Raw genomic sequence first — 16,594 nt, 5'->3', positions numbered from 1 at the left:
TTTATATCAAGTTGTTATTCGAAAACCACACTAAAAAGTTTTACCTTTTACCGGTTAATTTAAGAACCACATGGTAAGAATTTTAACGCTTTAAGTTTAAGTTGAAAGCATGTCTAAAAGTCTCCTGTTTTTATTGGATGGTATGGCGCTGGCCTATCGTTCGCACTTCGCATTTATCAGCAGTAATTTACAGAATTCTGAAGGTATTCCCACCGGCCCCATTTTGGGATTTGCCAACACGCTGGAAAAGTTGCTTGAGGAGCATGAACCGACACATATAGCCGTTGCCTGGGATACGCAGGAGCCTACCTTTAGGCACGAGATGGATGAAGATTATAAAGCAAATCGTCCGCCGCAACCCGAGGAGCTCACTATTGGCATTCCCCTGATTAAAGAGATGATAGAGGGATACGGCATTAAAAATATTGAACAGGATGGGTACGAGGCGGATGATATCATCGGGACAATCGCTGATCGTGCGAACGCCGAAGATGTTGATGTATTTCTGGTTACGCCGGACAAAGATTTTATGCAGTTGGTGCACGACCATATCACCATGTATAAACCTGATAATCAAAACGGTGGATTTAACCTGATAGACCGAGAAGGAGTCAAGGATTATTTTGGAGTTTATCCAGAGAAGGTCGTCGATGTGCTGGCTATTCTTGGTGACAAATCAGATAACATTCCAGGGGTCAAGGGCATTGGGAAGAAAGGTGCTCCGAAACTCATCAATAAATACGGTACTTTGGAAGATGCCATTGAGGATGCACCAAATATGAGCTCGAAACGGCATCGCGAGGGATTACAGGAGTACGCCGAAGAGGCCCTGCATGCTAAGGAGATGGTGAAGATTAAGACGGATGTGCCCGATACTGCAGAGTGGGAAGATTTAAATTGGGAAGGTGCCCACGACGAAAAGCTTGGTGCCTTCTTTAAGCGAATGGAGTTCAGAACGCTTACGAAAAAGTATCTGGGCGAAGAGATTGTTAGGTCGGCGGATAAGAAACCTGATTCTGGAAATAAAAATCAGGGTGATCTGTTTCTGGCCGATGATGAGACCGAGGAAGTATCACCGCTTGAACGTTATGATGAAGAGGTTGTCACCTATGACTTGGTAAATTCTAAAGAAGAACTTGAAGAACTGGTAGATCAATTCAGCGGGCAGAATACATTCTGTTTTGATACCGAAACGGATGGCGTTGATCCAATGCAAAACTCCCTCGTGGGTATTGCTCTTTCTGCTACGCCCGGTGTTGCTTATTATGTGCCGTTGAATGGGGAACAGGGTATGGATGAAAAAGAGGTTTTAGAAATTTTGAGCCCTATTTTTACGGATCCAACCACCCGTAAAATTGCCCACAACTATAAGTTCGACTATATGATGCTTCGTCGGGCCGGTTTGGAGATACAGGGTAAAGCATTTGATACGATGCTTGCGGCCTATCTCATCGATGCGGATCAAAAACTTAAGATGGATACACTGGCTGAGAAATATCTCAACTATGAGCCCATTCCTATTACGGATTTGATTGGCAGTGGACGCAAACAAAAGTCGATGGATGAGTTTGATCCGGAAGAAATTCGCGTGTATGCTAGTGAAGATGCCGATATTACTTTACGACTATATGAAGTGCTGAGTGATAAGTTGGCTGATGATGAGCTCGATGATATTGCTGAACAATTGGAATTTCCACTCATTGAAGTGCTTGCGAAGATGGAGATGAATGGTATCCTGTTGGATAAAGAGATGCTTGAGGAACTGTCGGCCTCGTTGCGCGATGATTTGTTAGAACTTGAACAAAAAATTTACGAGAAGGCGGGCACGGAATTCAATATCAATTCTCCAAAGCAGCTGGGGGAAGTGATGTTTGACAAGATGGGACTGCCTGCCGGTAAAAAAACCAAAACAGGACAGTACTCTACGGCAGAATCTGTGCTTAAGAAGTTAGCGAAGGATTATGAAATGCCCGATCTTATTCTGGAATATCGGGCACTTAGTAAGCTAAAATCAACCTATGTGGATGCCCTGCCAAAATTGATCAATGAAGAAACGGGACGCATCCATACTGACTTTAATCAGCATATAGCCGCAACGGGGCGTCTTTCATCCTCGAATCCAAATTTGCAGAATATCCCAATTCGTACTAAACGCGGAAGGGAGATTCGCAAGGCTTTTATTGCCGATGAGGGCTTTAAGTTATTATCAACTGATTATTCACAGGTTGAATTACGGGTTATTGCTTCGATGTCTGAGGATGAAAATATGATTCAGGCCTTTAAAAATGACGAGGATATTCACTCCCGTACGGCAAAAGAAATTTTTGGGTTGGACTCACTGGACGATGTTACATCTGATTACCGCCGAAAAGCAAAAGAAGTTAATTTTGGGATTCCCTATGGCGTTAGTGCTTATGGGTTGGCCAATAGATTAGGCATTAGCAATGATGAGGGAAAGGAAATGATTGATCAGTATTTCGAACGTTTTCCCGGAATTTTAGAATACATCAACGAAACGAAAGCTTTCGCCAAAGAACATGGCTACGTAAAGACGTTGCTGGGACGCCGAAGGTATATTTCTGATATAAATGCAAGTAACTGGAATCGCCGTTCGTTTGCTGAGAGAACAGCTATAAATATGCCTATACAGGGTACAGCAGCTGATATTATAAAACAGGCGATGATCGATATTCAGCAGTACCTGGAAACAAATGAGCTGCAAACACGGATGCTGCTGCAAGTACATGATGAACTTATTTTTGAAGTGCCGGAAGATGAGGCAGATACCGCTCCCCAAAAATTGAAAGAACTGATGGAATCTGCTTATGAGCTGGCCTGCCCATTAAAAGTTGATATGGGATTAGCTGATAACTGGCTGGAAGCTCACTAACACAAGTATAATCTATTTCTTTTCATCGGTAATTATCGAATAAATTGCGGAGAAATCCTGATTGGAAAGTCCTTCTCGTTGAGCCAGCGCATATAGTTCTTTGATTACATTGCCAGTAGGCAAGGTAGCTCCGCTTTCATAGCCGCTTTTAGTGGCCAGATGAAGGTCTTTGTGCATCCATTTTAAAGGAAACTCGGGCTTGTATTCGTTTTCTTCGATTTTTTCTTTTTTGCCCGTTATAAAAGGGGCCACGACCGGAGCACCTATCAGTGCTTCCATCAACATATCTTTGGAGAGACCCAGTGATTGGCCTAAATTCATTCCTTCGGAGAACGTGGCCATTGCTTCTCCAAGCAATAGGTTAAATACCATTTTCAGAGACGCACCTTGACCTACATTTCCGGCATGAATAGTTTTCTTACCCATTGCTTCAAAAAAAGGCTGAGCTTCTTCGATATCCGCGTTTTTCCCTCCAACTAAAAACAAGAGTTCTCCGGCTTCAGCGGGAGCAGTTGATCCAGCAACGGGAGCATCCATGAAGCGAATTCCATAATGTTCAGCTTCTTTCTGCATCTCTCTGGAAAAGGAGGGATTTACGGTACTACAATCTATCCAAAGCGTGCCATCTTTCATCCATGAAAGAAAGCCTTCACCCCCAAGAGCGGCATCTCTAACAGCATCGGGTGTTGAAAGCATGGTAAAAAGAATATCTGAACTGGCGGCAAGGTCTTTGGGAGAGTTGGCTACAAGAGCTCCTTGTTCTTTTAGGGGTTCCGCCTTCGAAATTGTTCGATTAAAGACTGTTAGCTGGGCATCCGTTGATAATATGTGTTGGGCCATGCGGCTGCCCATTATTCCAAGTCCGTAAAAACCTACATTCATTATATTTTATTTTTTTGGAATTACACCCTAAAACAACTAATAGGGGATAGATCATTCCCAAACAGATTTATTTAACGGCAAAATTTTTAGTAGCCAGTACATTACCTTCGGGCCCTAAAACAATAACACGCCAGGGACCAGTCCAGCTTTGTAATATTTTTTTTGAACTCCATGTCCGCCAGTCATCCGAGGCTACTGTTAAGTTGACAAGTGCTTTTTCTTCCTGTTTGTAATACCATTCATGTGTAATCTGAGTAGTATCAGAGATACCTTGTATGCGGGTAAAACAGTAAATGGTGCCAACATCAGCAGTAAAGGCGGTGTCAATACCGACTGGTTCACGGTCTTCTATTGATGTGGCAAAATCGATTTGAGTGATTTGAATGTTTTGAGCATACGTTGTGCTTGCAAATACGAACAAAAGAAAGAAAAGTGAAAATATTTGTAGTTTCATCATATTACCTCCCATTATTTTACTAATGCTAAAGTAATATTGTCACAAAAATATTAATCAACAACTTATTCTTTCAACTTAAATCGTGGTAAATGGAGATCCCACTGAATGGCTGCAAGGCGTAACCCAATAACAATTAACATTCCAAGAATGATATTGAGGGTTGTGTCAAAGGCTGTTAGTTGGAGTAATAGATAAGCGGTAGCTCCTGCCAGTGCAGCGGTGGCATAGATATCGCGCTTTAAAATTAGTGGGATTTCGTTACTCAAAACGTCACGAATTAACCCTCCAACCGTGCCGGTAATGGCTGCCATGATCACGATTATTACTTTATTGGATACCACTTCCTGAGTAATTTGGGCTCCTAAAATGGTAAATACGGCTAACCCAAGTGCATCAGCAATTAGGAGAGCTTTTTCTGGTGGATTGTTGTACTGCGTGTACCAAATGGTTATAAGGGAAGCAATTATTATGACCAGCAAATAGGTTGGGTCGCCAATCCAAAAAATCGGATGACGATCTAAAAGTAAATCTCTGGTTGTACCCCCACCTACAGCTGTAACCACGGCAATGATGACTACGCCAAGCAGATCAAGGCTTTTACGACCGGCTGCAAGGGCCCCGGATATTGCAAAAACAGCTACCCCCAAAAGATCCAGAAGGTAAAGAATGTCGACTGATTCTAACATGTTTTCACTTGTTTATCTAAAACAAAAAAGGGAGTTCAAATGAACTCCCTTTGACTATATGATTTTTCAATTCGTGTTTATCTGAAGCTAATGCCCACTCCTAAATTATAACTGGAATAATTAGAGAGCGTATAAGAGCCTGAAATATGTAGGACCGTAAATTTCAGCCGAAATCCTGCCAGTGCCCGAAATCCGTTATCACCATCAATAGAAACGTCAATGGGTTCATCAACAGCATCAACTATTAAAGGTTCATTATTTTGGGGGTCGCTTTGAAAAGCTTCGTTGGGAACAACAGTGGGATAGGAGCCGGGCGTTGTAATACTAAAAGTGGAGGCCTCGTATCCCACACCACCATATACAGAGATAATTGGTAAACTTTTTCCTACTAAAGCATTAATTGTCCAAGCGTCCGTGTTTAGTTCAATAGTTTGTCCCTCCCATTGCGAAGCATTATAGGGGTTTTCCGTTCTATTAGGATCATCAATTACATCATTGGCTGTCAGATCCAAATCAGAGCCTACCTCCATGTTGGTGTATCCAAACATCACGGAGAGATTCACAGGAAGCATCTTGCCGCCGGGTAGCCATTGATTGATACCGTGTTTTGCACCGACACCAAAGAGGTTAAAATTACCAAAATCCCCAATCTTGGTTTTAGGGGTATAACGAAGCATTAATTCGGTATCTTTGACAAGACCAACACCGGCTTTGATCATGGGAGCGGGCACATAACCGAAACCAGATCCTTCGGGCATGTTAAACTCTAAAAGCTTTTCCCGGTTGCCATTAACTTCTTCATAAGCAGCAAGCAAGGAACCGGATTCATCTGCTCCATTAATAGTGGGGGAATTGGGATTACTACCTTCCAATTCTAACTGTTGAAGCCCAAGTTCGTTAACATTAAATGATTTTGCACCGTCGGGTACGATAGCTAATCCTGAACTTACCGTGACATCAAAACCAAACTTGCCGTGTGTTTCGGCCGTGTTGGTCCAACCGGTGTTGAGCGAAGCGCCAAAGCCGGAACCGAAAGGTTCAAGGTAAGCGCGTGCGAGTGTATTGGCATCTTCGCGACCTGATTGCAATATATCTCCAATATCGCCAATCTGTCCAAATGTGGGAGCAGCGTTGAAGGTGAAAAAGCCAAATAGTAGTATAACAGTGATAAAACGGTATCGTAATTTCATATCCCTAATGTTTGATTTATATTTTTTAACCATCCGTAAACTATTGCAATACTAAAAAATTTGAAGCTAACTCTCTAATTATTAATCCTCTTGCAGAGAATCGAGGATATTAAGGTAGGAATCGTACCTGTCAGCGTCTATCTGGCCTTCTCTAAAAGCCTCAATAACTCCACACCCGGGTTCGTGAGCATGGGTACAGTTATTAAATTTGCAATTGCGGCGCGGCTCTAACATCTCTGGAAAGAAGAGCGAAAGCTCCCACGGTTCAATATTGACCAACCCAAATTCCTTAATGCCGGGAGTATCAACAATATAGCCTCCAATTTGCAAGGGCAGGAGTTTAGCAAAAGTGGTGGTGTGTTTTCCCTTCTCATTAAAAGTAGAGATTTCGCCGACTTTGCGATTGATATTGGGATCGATAGCATTGAGGAGGCTTGTTTTACCTACGCCCGAGGGACCAATTAAAACTGAGGTATTATCTCGAAGATCTTCTTTAAGTCGATTAAGAGATTCCTCGTCTTTAATGCTGGTTTTTAGGACGGGATATCCCAGCGAATCGTATAATTCAGCAATAGAATCGACATACGCTTGCGCATTCTCATCAGACAGATCCATTTTGTTAATGATGATCGAGGCAGGAATTTGATAGGCCTCGCAGGTCACCAGAAAACGATCAAAAAATCCCTGCTTCATTCGGGGCATTTTGACGGATTGAACCACGTAAGCACGATCAATATTAGCGGCCAGTATCTGGTGCTCTTTTTGATGATGGGTAGATTGCCGGATCAGGTAATTTTTACGGTCTTTTATTTTTTCAATGCTTCCCGAACCATCATCATTAATTTCGAATTCTACAAGATCACCAACAGCGATAGGATTCGTCAATGCGTGATCTTTAAGCCGAAACCGACCGGGAAGTCGACAATTGATGGTCTGTATTTCACTGTCTTCATCATAGGAAACTTTATACCATCGTCCGGTAGATTCTACAATACGTCCTTCTTTGGGCAAATTTTACGACTTTAGTTTGAAATTAAGACATCACTAAAATAAAAAAGTCGCCCCGATAAATCGAGGCGACTTTTTCGGTGCAGGTAGTTCCTGTTAGTCCATTACAATTGTTTCTTCGGTAGAATCAGAAGATTCAGAATTCTCACTGGTTTTATTTTTGTGAGTTTCACTGACTTTGAAGCGCTCTGCAGGGTCGCGCACCTGTTCTTTTTCAAGCACAATATCCAACAGGGGATCCATACGTTCGAGGTATTCCACTTTGAGATCACCGAGGACATCTTCTTCAATTTCAGCAACATCTTTTTCATTCTTTTTAGGCAACAGAACCTTTTCAATACCGGCACGTTTAGCGGCCAATACTTTTTCTTTGATGCCACCTACGGGCAGAACAAGTCCGCGCAGAGTGATTTCGCCGGTCATAGCCAGCGTTCCTTTCACTTTACGCTGGGTAAAGATAGAGGCTACGGCCGAGAAAATAGATACGCCGGCCGAGGGCCCGTCTTTTGGAACGGCGCCTTTAGGAACGTGAATATGAAGATCCCAGTATTTAAAGGCTTCTTCAGGTATATTCAATTCATCCGAATGAGCTTTAAGGTACGACATTGCCAGCATGGCCGACTCTTTCATCACATCGCCCAGTTGCCCGGTAATATGTAACTTGCCGCTTCCTTTAGATACACTGGCCTCAATAAAGAGAATATCTCCACCGTAAGGGGTCCAAGCTAAGCCTGTAGCTACGCCCGGTACTTTGGTACGCTCTGCGACTTCTGAGAAGTATTTGCGCTTGCCTAAATACTCTTGCAGGTCATCCGCTTCAACAGTGTGTTTGCCTTCTTCGCCCTTAGCAATTTTTGCAGCTACACCGCGGCATACCGATCCAATTTCACGTTCGAGCGATCGGACCCCTGATTCACGAGTATATTTTTCGATGATTTGTTCAATGGCCTCATCTTTAATTTCTATCTGGTCCTCGGTCAGACCATTTTCCTCAATTTGCTTAGGCATCAGATGCTCTTTGGCAATCTGAGTTTTTTCCTGCAGCGTATATCCGCTTATGTTGATAATCTCCATACGATCGCGCAGCGGAGCAGGGATAGTATCAAGCGAGTTTGCAGTTGCAATAAACAGTACATTCGAAAGATCATACTCCAGTTCGAGGTAATTATCCGCAAAACTGTCGTTTTGTTCTGGATCAAGAACCTCGAGCAGGGCAGAGGTGGGGTCACCTCTGTAGTCAGAACCCACCTTGTCAATTTCATCCAGCATAATTACTGGATTTCCCGTACCTGCTTTTTTCATTGAACGTAAAATCCGGCCCGGAAGTGCACCAATATACGTACGACGGTGTCCACGTATTTCAGCTTCATCGTGAATACCGCCAAGACTAAATCGCTCGAACTTACGATTTAATGCTCGAGCAATAGATTTTCCAAGCGAGGTTTTACCAACACCCGGAGGCCCGTAGAAACAGAGAATTGGCGCTTTCATATTTTTCTTGAGCTTTAGAACCGCCAAATACTCAACGATACGTTTCTTAACCTTGTCCAGTCCATAGTGGTCATCATCGAGCACTTCCTGAGCATTTTCCAGGTCAAGATTGTCGTCGGAGTATTTTTCCCAAGGCAAGTCTAAAATCCATTCGATATAATTATGGATGACTCCATGGTTCGGGGATGAATTAGGCGTGCGTTCAAGTCGTTTCAACTCTTTTTCGACGGTCTCTTGCGCTTCCTCAGGGAGATTTTTTTCTTTGGCACGTTTGCGTAATGAAGCAATTTCTTGTTGTTCACCGTCTTCGCCCAGCGCTTCCTGAATGGCTTTCATTTGCTGCCGTAAGTAAAAGTCGCGCTGCTGCTCATCAATATCAGACTTTACTTTCGTACGGATTTCCTCACTTAGATTCAGAACCTGGAGTTCTTTATTGAGAAACTCCATGACTCGTTTCATCCGCTCCGAAAATTTTCGAATTTCGAGCACTTCCTGTTTATCAGAAGTAGAAACATTCAGGTTCGAGGAAATAAAGTTCAGCAGAAAATTAGGACTATTAATATTGTTTATTGCAACAGAAGCTTCCGATGGAATATTTGGAGAAAGATTTACAATTTTTTGAGCTGTTTCTTTAACCGATCGGATCGAGGCATCAAGTTCTACGCCTTCAATATCCATATCCTGCCGAAAGGGCTCAACTGTTGCCTTGAAATAGGGATCTTTCTGTAAAAACTCTTCTATTTTAAAGGTTGTTTTTCCCTGAATGACGATGCTCTTGCTGCCATCCGGCATTTTGATCAGCTTAAGGATTTGTGCGACTGTGCCCACCTGATAAAGATCCTGTTCATCGGGATCTTCATCTTCTTCATCTTTTTGGCTGACAACCCCGATGGTTTTGTCAGATTCGTAAGCTTCTTTTACCAATTTAAGGGATCGATCGCGCCCCACGGTAATAGGTACCACAACACCGGGAAATAAGACGGTATTTTTGAGCGGTAAAATCGGAAGTTCGTCAGGCACCTCTGATTGGGTCAATTCCTTTTCTTCCTCTTCGGACATCAAGGGAATAGCCTGTTCAAAATCATCAAATTGATCCTGAATATCTTCAAAATTGGCCATGTTATCGAAGATGTTCTTCATATATTCAATTATTTAAGATCTATATTTTTTATTGTTGTATTACAGTTGTGCAAATAAAGAGCCAACTTTATACAAACTACCAATTAGTCATATTTACTGGCAAAATAGCAACTTGAACTCGGATTTAAGAATGACCTTGACAGCTTGACAGAAATGTACTCAATCAAAGGTGAAGCTGTAGGCCTGCAAATGCTCCGCCTACAAATTCTGTGGTAAAGGTTTGAGAGCGAAAAATGATTTGAGTGCCTATGTTAAAATCCCAATATCGACTTTCATAGCCGGTGCCTATTCCAACGTGTGCAGGCAGTCCGGCTGCCAATCTGGTTCCCATTCGCAGGGGAATCTGTTTAACTGGACGAATCTCCATCCCCATATGAAGAGCTAACTTCGTATTAGTTAGAGCTGTATTATTCAATCCCAGGGTAAGGTCGCCCATAAATTTAACCCTTTCCAGATCCAGCAGTATACCACCGTTGAGCGAAGCCGGCGTTAAAGTAGAAAATGAATTTTCATTGGGATTTCGAGCTCTTTCGAAGGGGTTGCTAAGCTGCGAAGCTTCATCAAAATATGTAAGATATTGGCCTCCTGACCCAATAAACATCGATTGCTTGGGAAATTCCCGACCAATTTGCAGGGTATCATCGGGAGCAGACAAAGAAAGCGGTTGCTCGGTGTATCGAATCATTCCAATATCATTAAACGAGACCGATATCCGGAGGGATTTACCGACTACCGATTTTTCCGGATCTTGTTCTATAATATTGAGATTACTGCCAATGGGAATAAAATAGGTTAGCCCAAAATCGATAGCTGCACCATAACCGGTTGGATCAAAATTGAACTTTTTATTCAAATTATTCTGGGTGGCTAAAAGTGGATTTCCGGTAGATAGGTAGTCTCTAGTCATCTGCGTATACTCACCGGAGGACTGATAGGAAAAATTGGTAATGTATTGGGATTGAGCACCCTCATCAGAACGTTGTTGCCGGCCATGATGAATAGCACTAAAACGGGGTCCCGCAATTATAAATTTGGGCGAAAACCCTACGTATAATTTACTTAAGCGAGCAAATAATCCTTCTAAGAAGGTAAACTCTCTACTATACCCCAATGCAATTTCTAAGTTTTTGCTAATATGCTGATCAAGAGTGAAGTCCCGAAACTGTTGGTTTCCTTGCTGAATATACTCATCAGAATACCAGCCTCTACCAACTTCTATACGAGAAGAGTAGCGTACTCTGGCAGCAATAGAAAACGTTTCATTGCCGCGGTACCATGAAACTCCTCCCAACATAACATCAGATCGTGTTTGATGTTGAGAAACTAATTTACTCCGCGGATAATTTTCATCGAGGATTGTTTGACGCTGCGTTGGCGTAATAGCTACTGCACTTGGCTTATAGGGAAAATAGGTATCGGTAAAGTTGAAAAACTGGTCACCAGCTACATCCGAAGAAAGTACAGGTTCGTATAAAATACCTGTGTGCCCCAAATTAATATGGATAGTACCATGGCGCTCGTTGATAGCCAGGTTTGCCGGATTCCAAAACAATGCTTCATTGCCGGAAAGGTATGCGGTGCCTCCACTACCAAGGGCTGTATTTTGGGCATTAAGCACCGGCTGTGCCTGTAAGGGGGTAAAAATACTGCAAATAACGAATAGCAGAATTCCTGCAGCTATTTTATTCGCAGATCTAAATAACAAACCGTTAAAAATTATCTTTTCCATGTACTGAACCTATGTGCCGGTGTTAAAGCTATTATTATCCGACAACCTGCATTTTTGCTGCACGGAGCATCAGTGTTTTGCGTCCGCGTTCCTTAAAAAATACAACAACTTTGGTTCTTTCTCCCTGACCGCTTCGACTTATGATTTTTCCCGGTCCAAAAACATTATGGACGACCTTGGCTCCAACCTGGAACGGGTCCTCATCGGGATTATCGTAGTGAATCTGTGTATGGGATGAGCGATTGTTTTTATCATACAGCGGTTTCTTCCAGTCATATTCTACCTTAGTGTCCCCATTATTAGCACCTTTTCCGTTTTTGTTATCGGAAAACCTGTTTTTATTCTGGCTGATAGATGATCCTGTTTCGGTGCGTACCACATCAGAACTTACCTCATCGAGAAATCGCGACCTCGTTTTGCGCTGTTCTTCCCCATATTTGTATCTGCTGCGGCAGTGACTGAAATACAGCTCTTTTTCGGCACGGGTAATAGCCACATAAAACAGGCGGCGTTCTTCCTCAATATTGACATCTTCGTTATTGCGACTGCCAACGGGGAAGAGCTCCTCTTCTAATCCCACAATAAAAACGACAGGAAATTCAAGACCTTTTGCCGCGTGTACGGTCATCATGGTAACGGCCGGCTTGTCCTCATCGTATTTATCCGTATCTGTGATCAGACTAATTTCTTGCAGAAAAGAGCTGAGCGTGGCGTTGTTATTATTTTTCTCAAAGTAAGAGATGGCGTTTTGAAGCTCGAGGATATTTTCGCGCCGTGTCATCGATTTAGGCGAATTCTCCTCCACAAGTGATTTCATATACCCCGACTCATCCAGTAGTTGTTTAGTGACCTCCACCAAGCTGGTGCCGTTAGCTAACTCCTGCTTTAAGCCGTTAATCATTCGCACAAAATCTTTCACACTGTTTTCGGCCGGCTTATACAAGTCAGCCGCTTCTACATTTTCAAGAATACGCCAAAGCGATTGTCCTGTTTGTCGGGTACGATTCATCAAATCAGACAGTGATTTTTGGCCAATGCCCCGAGATGGTTCGTTAATAATTCGCATTAAATTCGTGTCATCGTCGGGATTGATGAGCAATGTCAAGTATGCCAGAACATCTTTAATTTCTTTTCGCTGATAGAATGAAAGTCCACCTACCAGCTGATAGGTAATCCCTTTACGACGAAACGTTTCCTCAAAAACGCGACTTTGGTAATTGGTGCGATATAGAATGGCAAAGTCATTATAATCATATCCCTTTCGCATTTTTAAATCCTGGATGTAGTTTGCCACCCGATTTGCCTCATCACGCTCATCATAGTTATCGAGTACTGTGATGGTATCGCCCATGTCATTGTCTGTCCACAGCGTCTTATCCAGCTGCTTACTGTTCTTTTTGATGATGGAGTCCGCAGCTTTCAAAATGGCTTTGGTGGAACGATAATTCTGTTCCAACGGAATCTCGACGGCGTCTTCGTAATCGCTTTTAAAATCCAGAATATTTTGGATATCGGCCCCGCGAAACGAATAGATCGACTGGGCATCATCGCCCACAACACAGAGGTTTTCGTACTTGTCGGCCAGCATATTTGTTACTGTATACTGGGCATGATTTGTATCCTGATACTCATCGATCATGATATACTTAAAGCGATCCTGGTATTTTTCTAACGTGTCAGGATGCTCGTTAAACAGCTCAATCGGCTTGATGAGCAGATCGTCAAAATCCATAGCGTTGTTGTGCTTCAGCCGCTCCACGTAAATTTTGTAGATGCGGGCCGTGATGTCATCCAACGTACTGTGGACAAACTTTTCGTTGTAATGGTCCGGATTGATAAGTTCGTTTTTGGCATCGCTGATGCGTCGTTGCAGAATGCGAGGCTTGATCTCCTTGGGGTCATAATTGTTTTCCCGCAAAATCTGTTTGATCGCATTCTTAGAGTCTTCGGTATCGTAAATCGAGTAATCAGAGTTAAAGCCAATTTTTTCAGCTTCATAACGCAGGATCTTGGAAAAAACGGAGTGAAAAGTGCCCATCCAAAGACGGTTGGCTTCATCACCAATAAGGTGTCCAATACGTTCCTGCATCTCTTTGGCGGCCTTATTAGTAAAAGTGAGTGCCAGTATTTCGTTGGGCGCCGCCATGTTTTGGTGGATCAGGTACGCAATGCGATAGGTGAGTACACGCGTCTTTCCGCTGCCGGCCCCGGCTACAATTAACAGGGGCCCTTCGCCGTGACGTACGGCACGCTTTTGCTGCTCATTTAAATCGTGAATAAAATTCGGTTCCTTCGGCATAAATAAATCTAAATTTTATAGAACGCTGACAATGAGAATTGAGCTAATTATCATAAGTTCTCATCAACGATAGTTAACCAAAAACTTGTAATCGGTGTTCTATTAATTCAATTCGCTTAAAATTTCGCGAAGCTTTTTGAGATTCGTTTCGGTGTCTTCTTTTTTATCCCGCTCTTTTTGAACGACATCTTCCGGTGCATTATTAACGAATCCGTCGTTATTGAGCTTGCCCTCGATGGATTTTAAGAATCCTTCGAGCCGATCAATTTCTTTTTGGATACGTTTGCGCTCTTTATCCAGATCGATGAGTCCCTCAAGCGGTATAAAAAGTTCGGTACCTTCGATCACAGCTGAGGCCGATGTTTTAGGCTTATCCAGTTCAGCGGCTACCTTAAACGTATCAATAGACTGCAGTTTGCGGAAAATCCACTCGTTTTCGTTTAACGCTTTAGCTGTTTCATTATCTTTAGCTTTGATAAGCAGATCGATTTCATCATTGGGGCTCAGCTTAAATTCTGCCCGAATGTTTCTGATTGAGGAGATCATCTTCTGAATGGATTCGAACAGTGTTTTATCATTATCCGAAACTGAATCTTCATCATATTCTGGCCAGGAGGCTACAATCATGGCTTCTTCAGTATCGCGATTGCGGATAAGCTGCCAGATCTCTTCGGTGATAAACGGCATAAATGGATGCAGCAGTTTCATCAGCTGCTCAAAGAAATTGAATCCGCGAGAAAGGCGATCTTCGGGAATGCTTGCGCCCGGTTCATCGGCCTTGATCAGTTCGATATACCAGTCACAGAAATCATCCCAGATCAACGAGTAAATTTTGTGCAACGCTTCATTAATACGAAATGATTCAAAATCTTTGTTGATGGCGTCAATAGTTTCGTGCAATCGGGAAAGCATCCATCGGTCGACGAGATTGTCCTCATCAATTTCAAGGGAATCTGCAAGCTGTGTTTCCTCGGTACGATTCATTGACAGGAATCGGAACGCATTCCAGATTTTGTTGGCAAAATTTCGTCCTTGTTCGCAAAGCTGCTCTTCAAAAAGAAGATCGTTACCGGCTGGAGAGGAGAAGAGCATACCCACGCGCACGCCATCAGTTCCGTATTCTTCCATCAACCGTATTGGATCAGGAGAATTACCCAGCGACTTCGACATCTTGCGACGTTGACTGTCGCGCACGATGCCGGTGTAATAGACATTGCTGAACGGTTTTTCATCCATAAATTCATAGCCAGATATGATCATCCGTGCGACCCAGAAAAACATGATTTCCGGGGCGGTAACCAAGTCCTGCGTAGGATAGTAATATGCCAGCTCCTCATTTGCTTCCCCGGTACGAATAAACTCCGGATCAAATACCGTAATCGGCCACAGCCAAGACGAAAACCATGTATCAAGGACGTCTTCATCCTGATGGATCTGGTCTGCTGTTAAATCGTTATTACCGGATTTTTTTCGTGCTTTTTCAACGGCTTTTTCTTCGGTTTTGGCCACAACATAATCGTCTTTTCCATCGCCATAATACCAAGCCGGAATGCGTTGTCCCCACCAAAGCTGACGAGAGATACACCAATCACGGATATTTTCCATCCAGTGGTTGTACGAGTTTTTAAACTTAGATGGATGGAACTCGATGTTGTCGTTCATCACATTTTCGTGGGCCGGCTTGGCCAGCTCATCCATTTTGCAGAACCACTGCAGCGATAGACGTGGTTCAATGATGGAATCCGTCCGTTCGGAGTATCCGATTTTATTTTGCATTTCCTCAATCTCAACCAACTGATCACTCTTTTTCAGGTCTTCAATAATCAGCTCGCGAGCATCAAAACGATCTTCACCAATATAATGCTCAGCATCCTTGCTCAGCGTGCCATCGGGATTGAGCATGTCAATAATCTGGAGATCGTGTTTTTGACCGATTTCATAGTCATTTTCGTCGTGGGCCGGCGTAATTTTAAGGCAGCCGGTTCCATATTCCATATCTACATACTCATCCGCAATAATAGGAACCTCCCGTTCTACAACAGGAATGATAGCCGTTTTACCAATTAAGTCTTGGTAACGCTCGTCATCGGGATGCACGCAAACCGCCGTATCCGCTAAAATGGTTTCGGGACGCGTTGTTGCAATAGTAACCCACTCGTCACTTTCTTTAATCTTATAGCGGACATGATAGAGCTTTGATGTTTCCTCGCGGTGAATAACTTCTTCATCAGAAAGAGCGGTTTGGGCTTCGGGATCCCAGTTAATCATCCGCTTGCCGCGATAGATATATCCGCGGTCATAAAGTTCAATAAAACAATCCACCACCGCTTCGTATAGATCATCTTCCAACGTAAATCGTGTACGTTCCCAGTCGCAGGAAGCCCCGAGCTTGCGCAGTTGCTGCAGTATAATCCCACCGTGCTCATCGGTCCAATCCCAGGCATGTTCCAAAAATTCTTCCCGAGTAAGATCCGCTTTGGTGATGCCTTCTTTGCGAAGCTTTTGAACGACTTTGGCTTCGGTAGCGATGGAGGCGTGATCCGTTCCCGGAACCCAGCAGGCGTTTTTGCCCTGCATGCGGGCTCGGCGCACCAATACATCCTGTAGCGTATTGTTGAGCATGTGTCCCATGTGCAGCACGCCTGTCACATTGGGCGGGGGAATGACGACGGTGTAGGATTCGCGGTCGTCGGGTTCGGAGTGAAAAAAGCCGTTATCTTCCCAGAAGCTGTACCATTTATCTTCGATGCTGCCGGGATCAAAATGTTTTGGTATGTCTTGAGAAGCCGTGGATTTATCCAAAATTATGAAAGCTCGTTTTG

General features: G+C 43.3%; 10 protein-coding genes. 1 reads left to right on the top strand and 9 read right to left on the bottom strand.

The features are described from left to right. Positions 1–109 precede the first annotated feature (109 nt). Positions 110–2,890 carry a DNA polymerase I gene (polA, locus tag ACQ76V_RS09320; protein ID WP_441000221.1) on the top strand — a complete coding sequence of 927 codons (2,781 nt, stop codon included), beginning with the start codon at positions 110–112 and terminating at the stop codon, positions 2,888–2,890. A 12-nt stretch (positions 2,891–2,902) separates the two neighbouring features. On the opposite strand, the gene ACQ76V_RS09315 is transcribed toward polA, so the two are convergent. From ACQ76V_RS09315 to ACQ76V_RS09275, 9 genes are all read right to left on the bottom strand, one after another. Then, positions 2,903–3,772 carry an NAD(P)-dependent oxidoreductase gene (locus tag ACQ76V_RS09315; protein ID WP_441000220.1) on the bottom strand — a complete coding sequence of 290 codons (870 nt, stop codon included), beginning with the start codon at positions 3,770–3,772 and terminating at the stop codon, positions 2,903–2,905. A 67-nt stretch (positions 3,773–3,839) separates the two neighbouring features. Beyond that, positions 3,840–4,229 (bottom strand): DUF2914 domain-containing protein, encoded by a 390-nt coding sequence (locus tag ACQ76V_RS09310; RefSeq protein ID WP_441000219.1) that lies wholly within the window; start codon positions 4,227–4,229, stop codon positions 3,840–3,842. Between the two features lie 62 nt (positions 4,230–4,291). Next, the gene (locus ACQ76V_RS09305) at positions 4,292–4,915 is read right to left on the bottom strand and encodes a trimeric intracellular cation channel family protein (RefSeq protein WP_441000218.1); all 624 of its coding nucleotides are present in this window, start codon (positions 4,913–4,915) and stop codon (positions 4,292–4,294) included. 77 nt (positions 4,916–4,992) lie between these two features. After that, entirely contained in the window at positions 4,993–6,105 is a 1,113-nt protein-coding gene (locus ACQ76V_RS09300) for a DUF6588 family protein (RefSeq protein WP_441000217.1), read from the bottom strand. 81 nt (positions 6,106–6,186) lie between these two features. After that, on the bottom strand, positions 6,187–7,116 hold the full coding sequence (gene rsgA, locus ACQ76V_RS09295; protein WP_441000216.1) for a ribosome small subunit-dependent GTPase A: 930 nt from the start codon (positions 7,114–7,116) through the stop codon (positions 6,187–6,189). Between the two features lie 93 nt (positions 7,117–7,209). Continuing rightward, positions 7,210–9,744: an endopeptidase La gene (gene lon, locus ACQ76V_RS09290; RefSeq protein ID WP_441000215.1), complete on the bottom strand. Its 2,535-nt coding sequence runs from the start codon at positions 9,742–9,744 to the stop codon at positions 7,210–7,212. A 163-nt stretch (positions 9,745–9,907) separates the two neighbouring features. Beyond that, positions 9,908–11,473: a DUF5723 family protein gene (locus ACQ76V_RS09285; protein WP_441000214.1), complete on the bottom strand. Its 1,566-nt coding sequence runs from the start codon at positions 11,471–11,473 to the stop codon at positions 9,908–9,910. Between the two features lie 34 nt (positions 11,474–11,507). Beyond that, a complete protein-coding gene (locus ACQ76V_RS09280; RefSeq protein ID WP_441000213.1) occupies positions 11,508–13,772 on the bottom strand; it encodes an ATP-dependent helicase in 2,265 nt (754 codons plus the stop codon). Between the two features lie 102 nt (positions 13,773–13,874). Continuing rightward, positions 13,875–16,574, bottom strand: coding sequence for a valine--tRNA ligase (locus ACQ76V_RS09275; RefSeq protein ID WP_441000212.1), 2,700 nt, complete (start codon positions 16,572–16,574; stop codon positions 13,875–13,877). Positions 16,575–16,594 lie beyond the last annotated feature (20 nt).

This window comes from Fodinibius sp. SL11 (assembly GCF_052060035.1).
Classification (GTDB): Bacteria; Bacteroidota; Rhodothermia; order Balneolales; family Balneolaceae; genus Fodinibius.
Note: the sequence above shows the minus strand (reverse complement) of the source record. Positions and strands in the feature narration are given on the sequence as shown.

Coding starts and splice junctions, on each gene's coding strand:
- ACQ76V_RS09285 (WP_441000214.1), bottom strand. CDS start 11,473: ATGGAAAAGATAATTTTTAACGGTTTGTTATTTAGATCTGCGAATAAA.
- ACQ76V_RS09315 (WP_441000220.1), bottom strand. CDS start 3,772: ATGAATGTAGGTTTTTACGGACTTGGAATAATGGGCAGCCGCATGGCC.
- polA (WP_441000221.1), top strand. CDS start 110: ATGTCTAAAAGTCTCCTGTTTTTATTGGATGGTATGGCGCTGGCCTAT.
- ACQ76V_RS09310 (WP_441000219.1), bottom strand. CDS start 4,229: ATGATGAAACTACAAATATTTTCACTTTTCTTTCTTTTGTTCGTATTT.
- ACQ76V_RS09305 (WP_441000218.1), bottom strand. CDS start 4,915: ATGTTAGAATCAGTCGACATTCTTTACCTTCTGGATCTTTTGGGGGTA.
- lon (WP_441000215.1), bottom strand. CDS start 9,744: ATGAAGAACATCTTCGATAACATGGCCAATTTTGAAGATATTCAGGAT.
- ACQ76V_RS09280 (WP_441000213.1), bottom strand. CDS start 13,772: ATGCCGAAGGAACCGAATTTTATTCACGATTTAAATGAGCAGCAAAAG.
- ACQ76V_RS09300 (WP_441000217.1), bottom strand. CDS start 6,105: ATGAAATTACGATACCGTTTTATCACTGTTATACTACTATTTGGCTTT.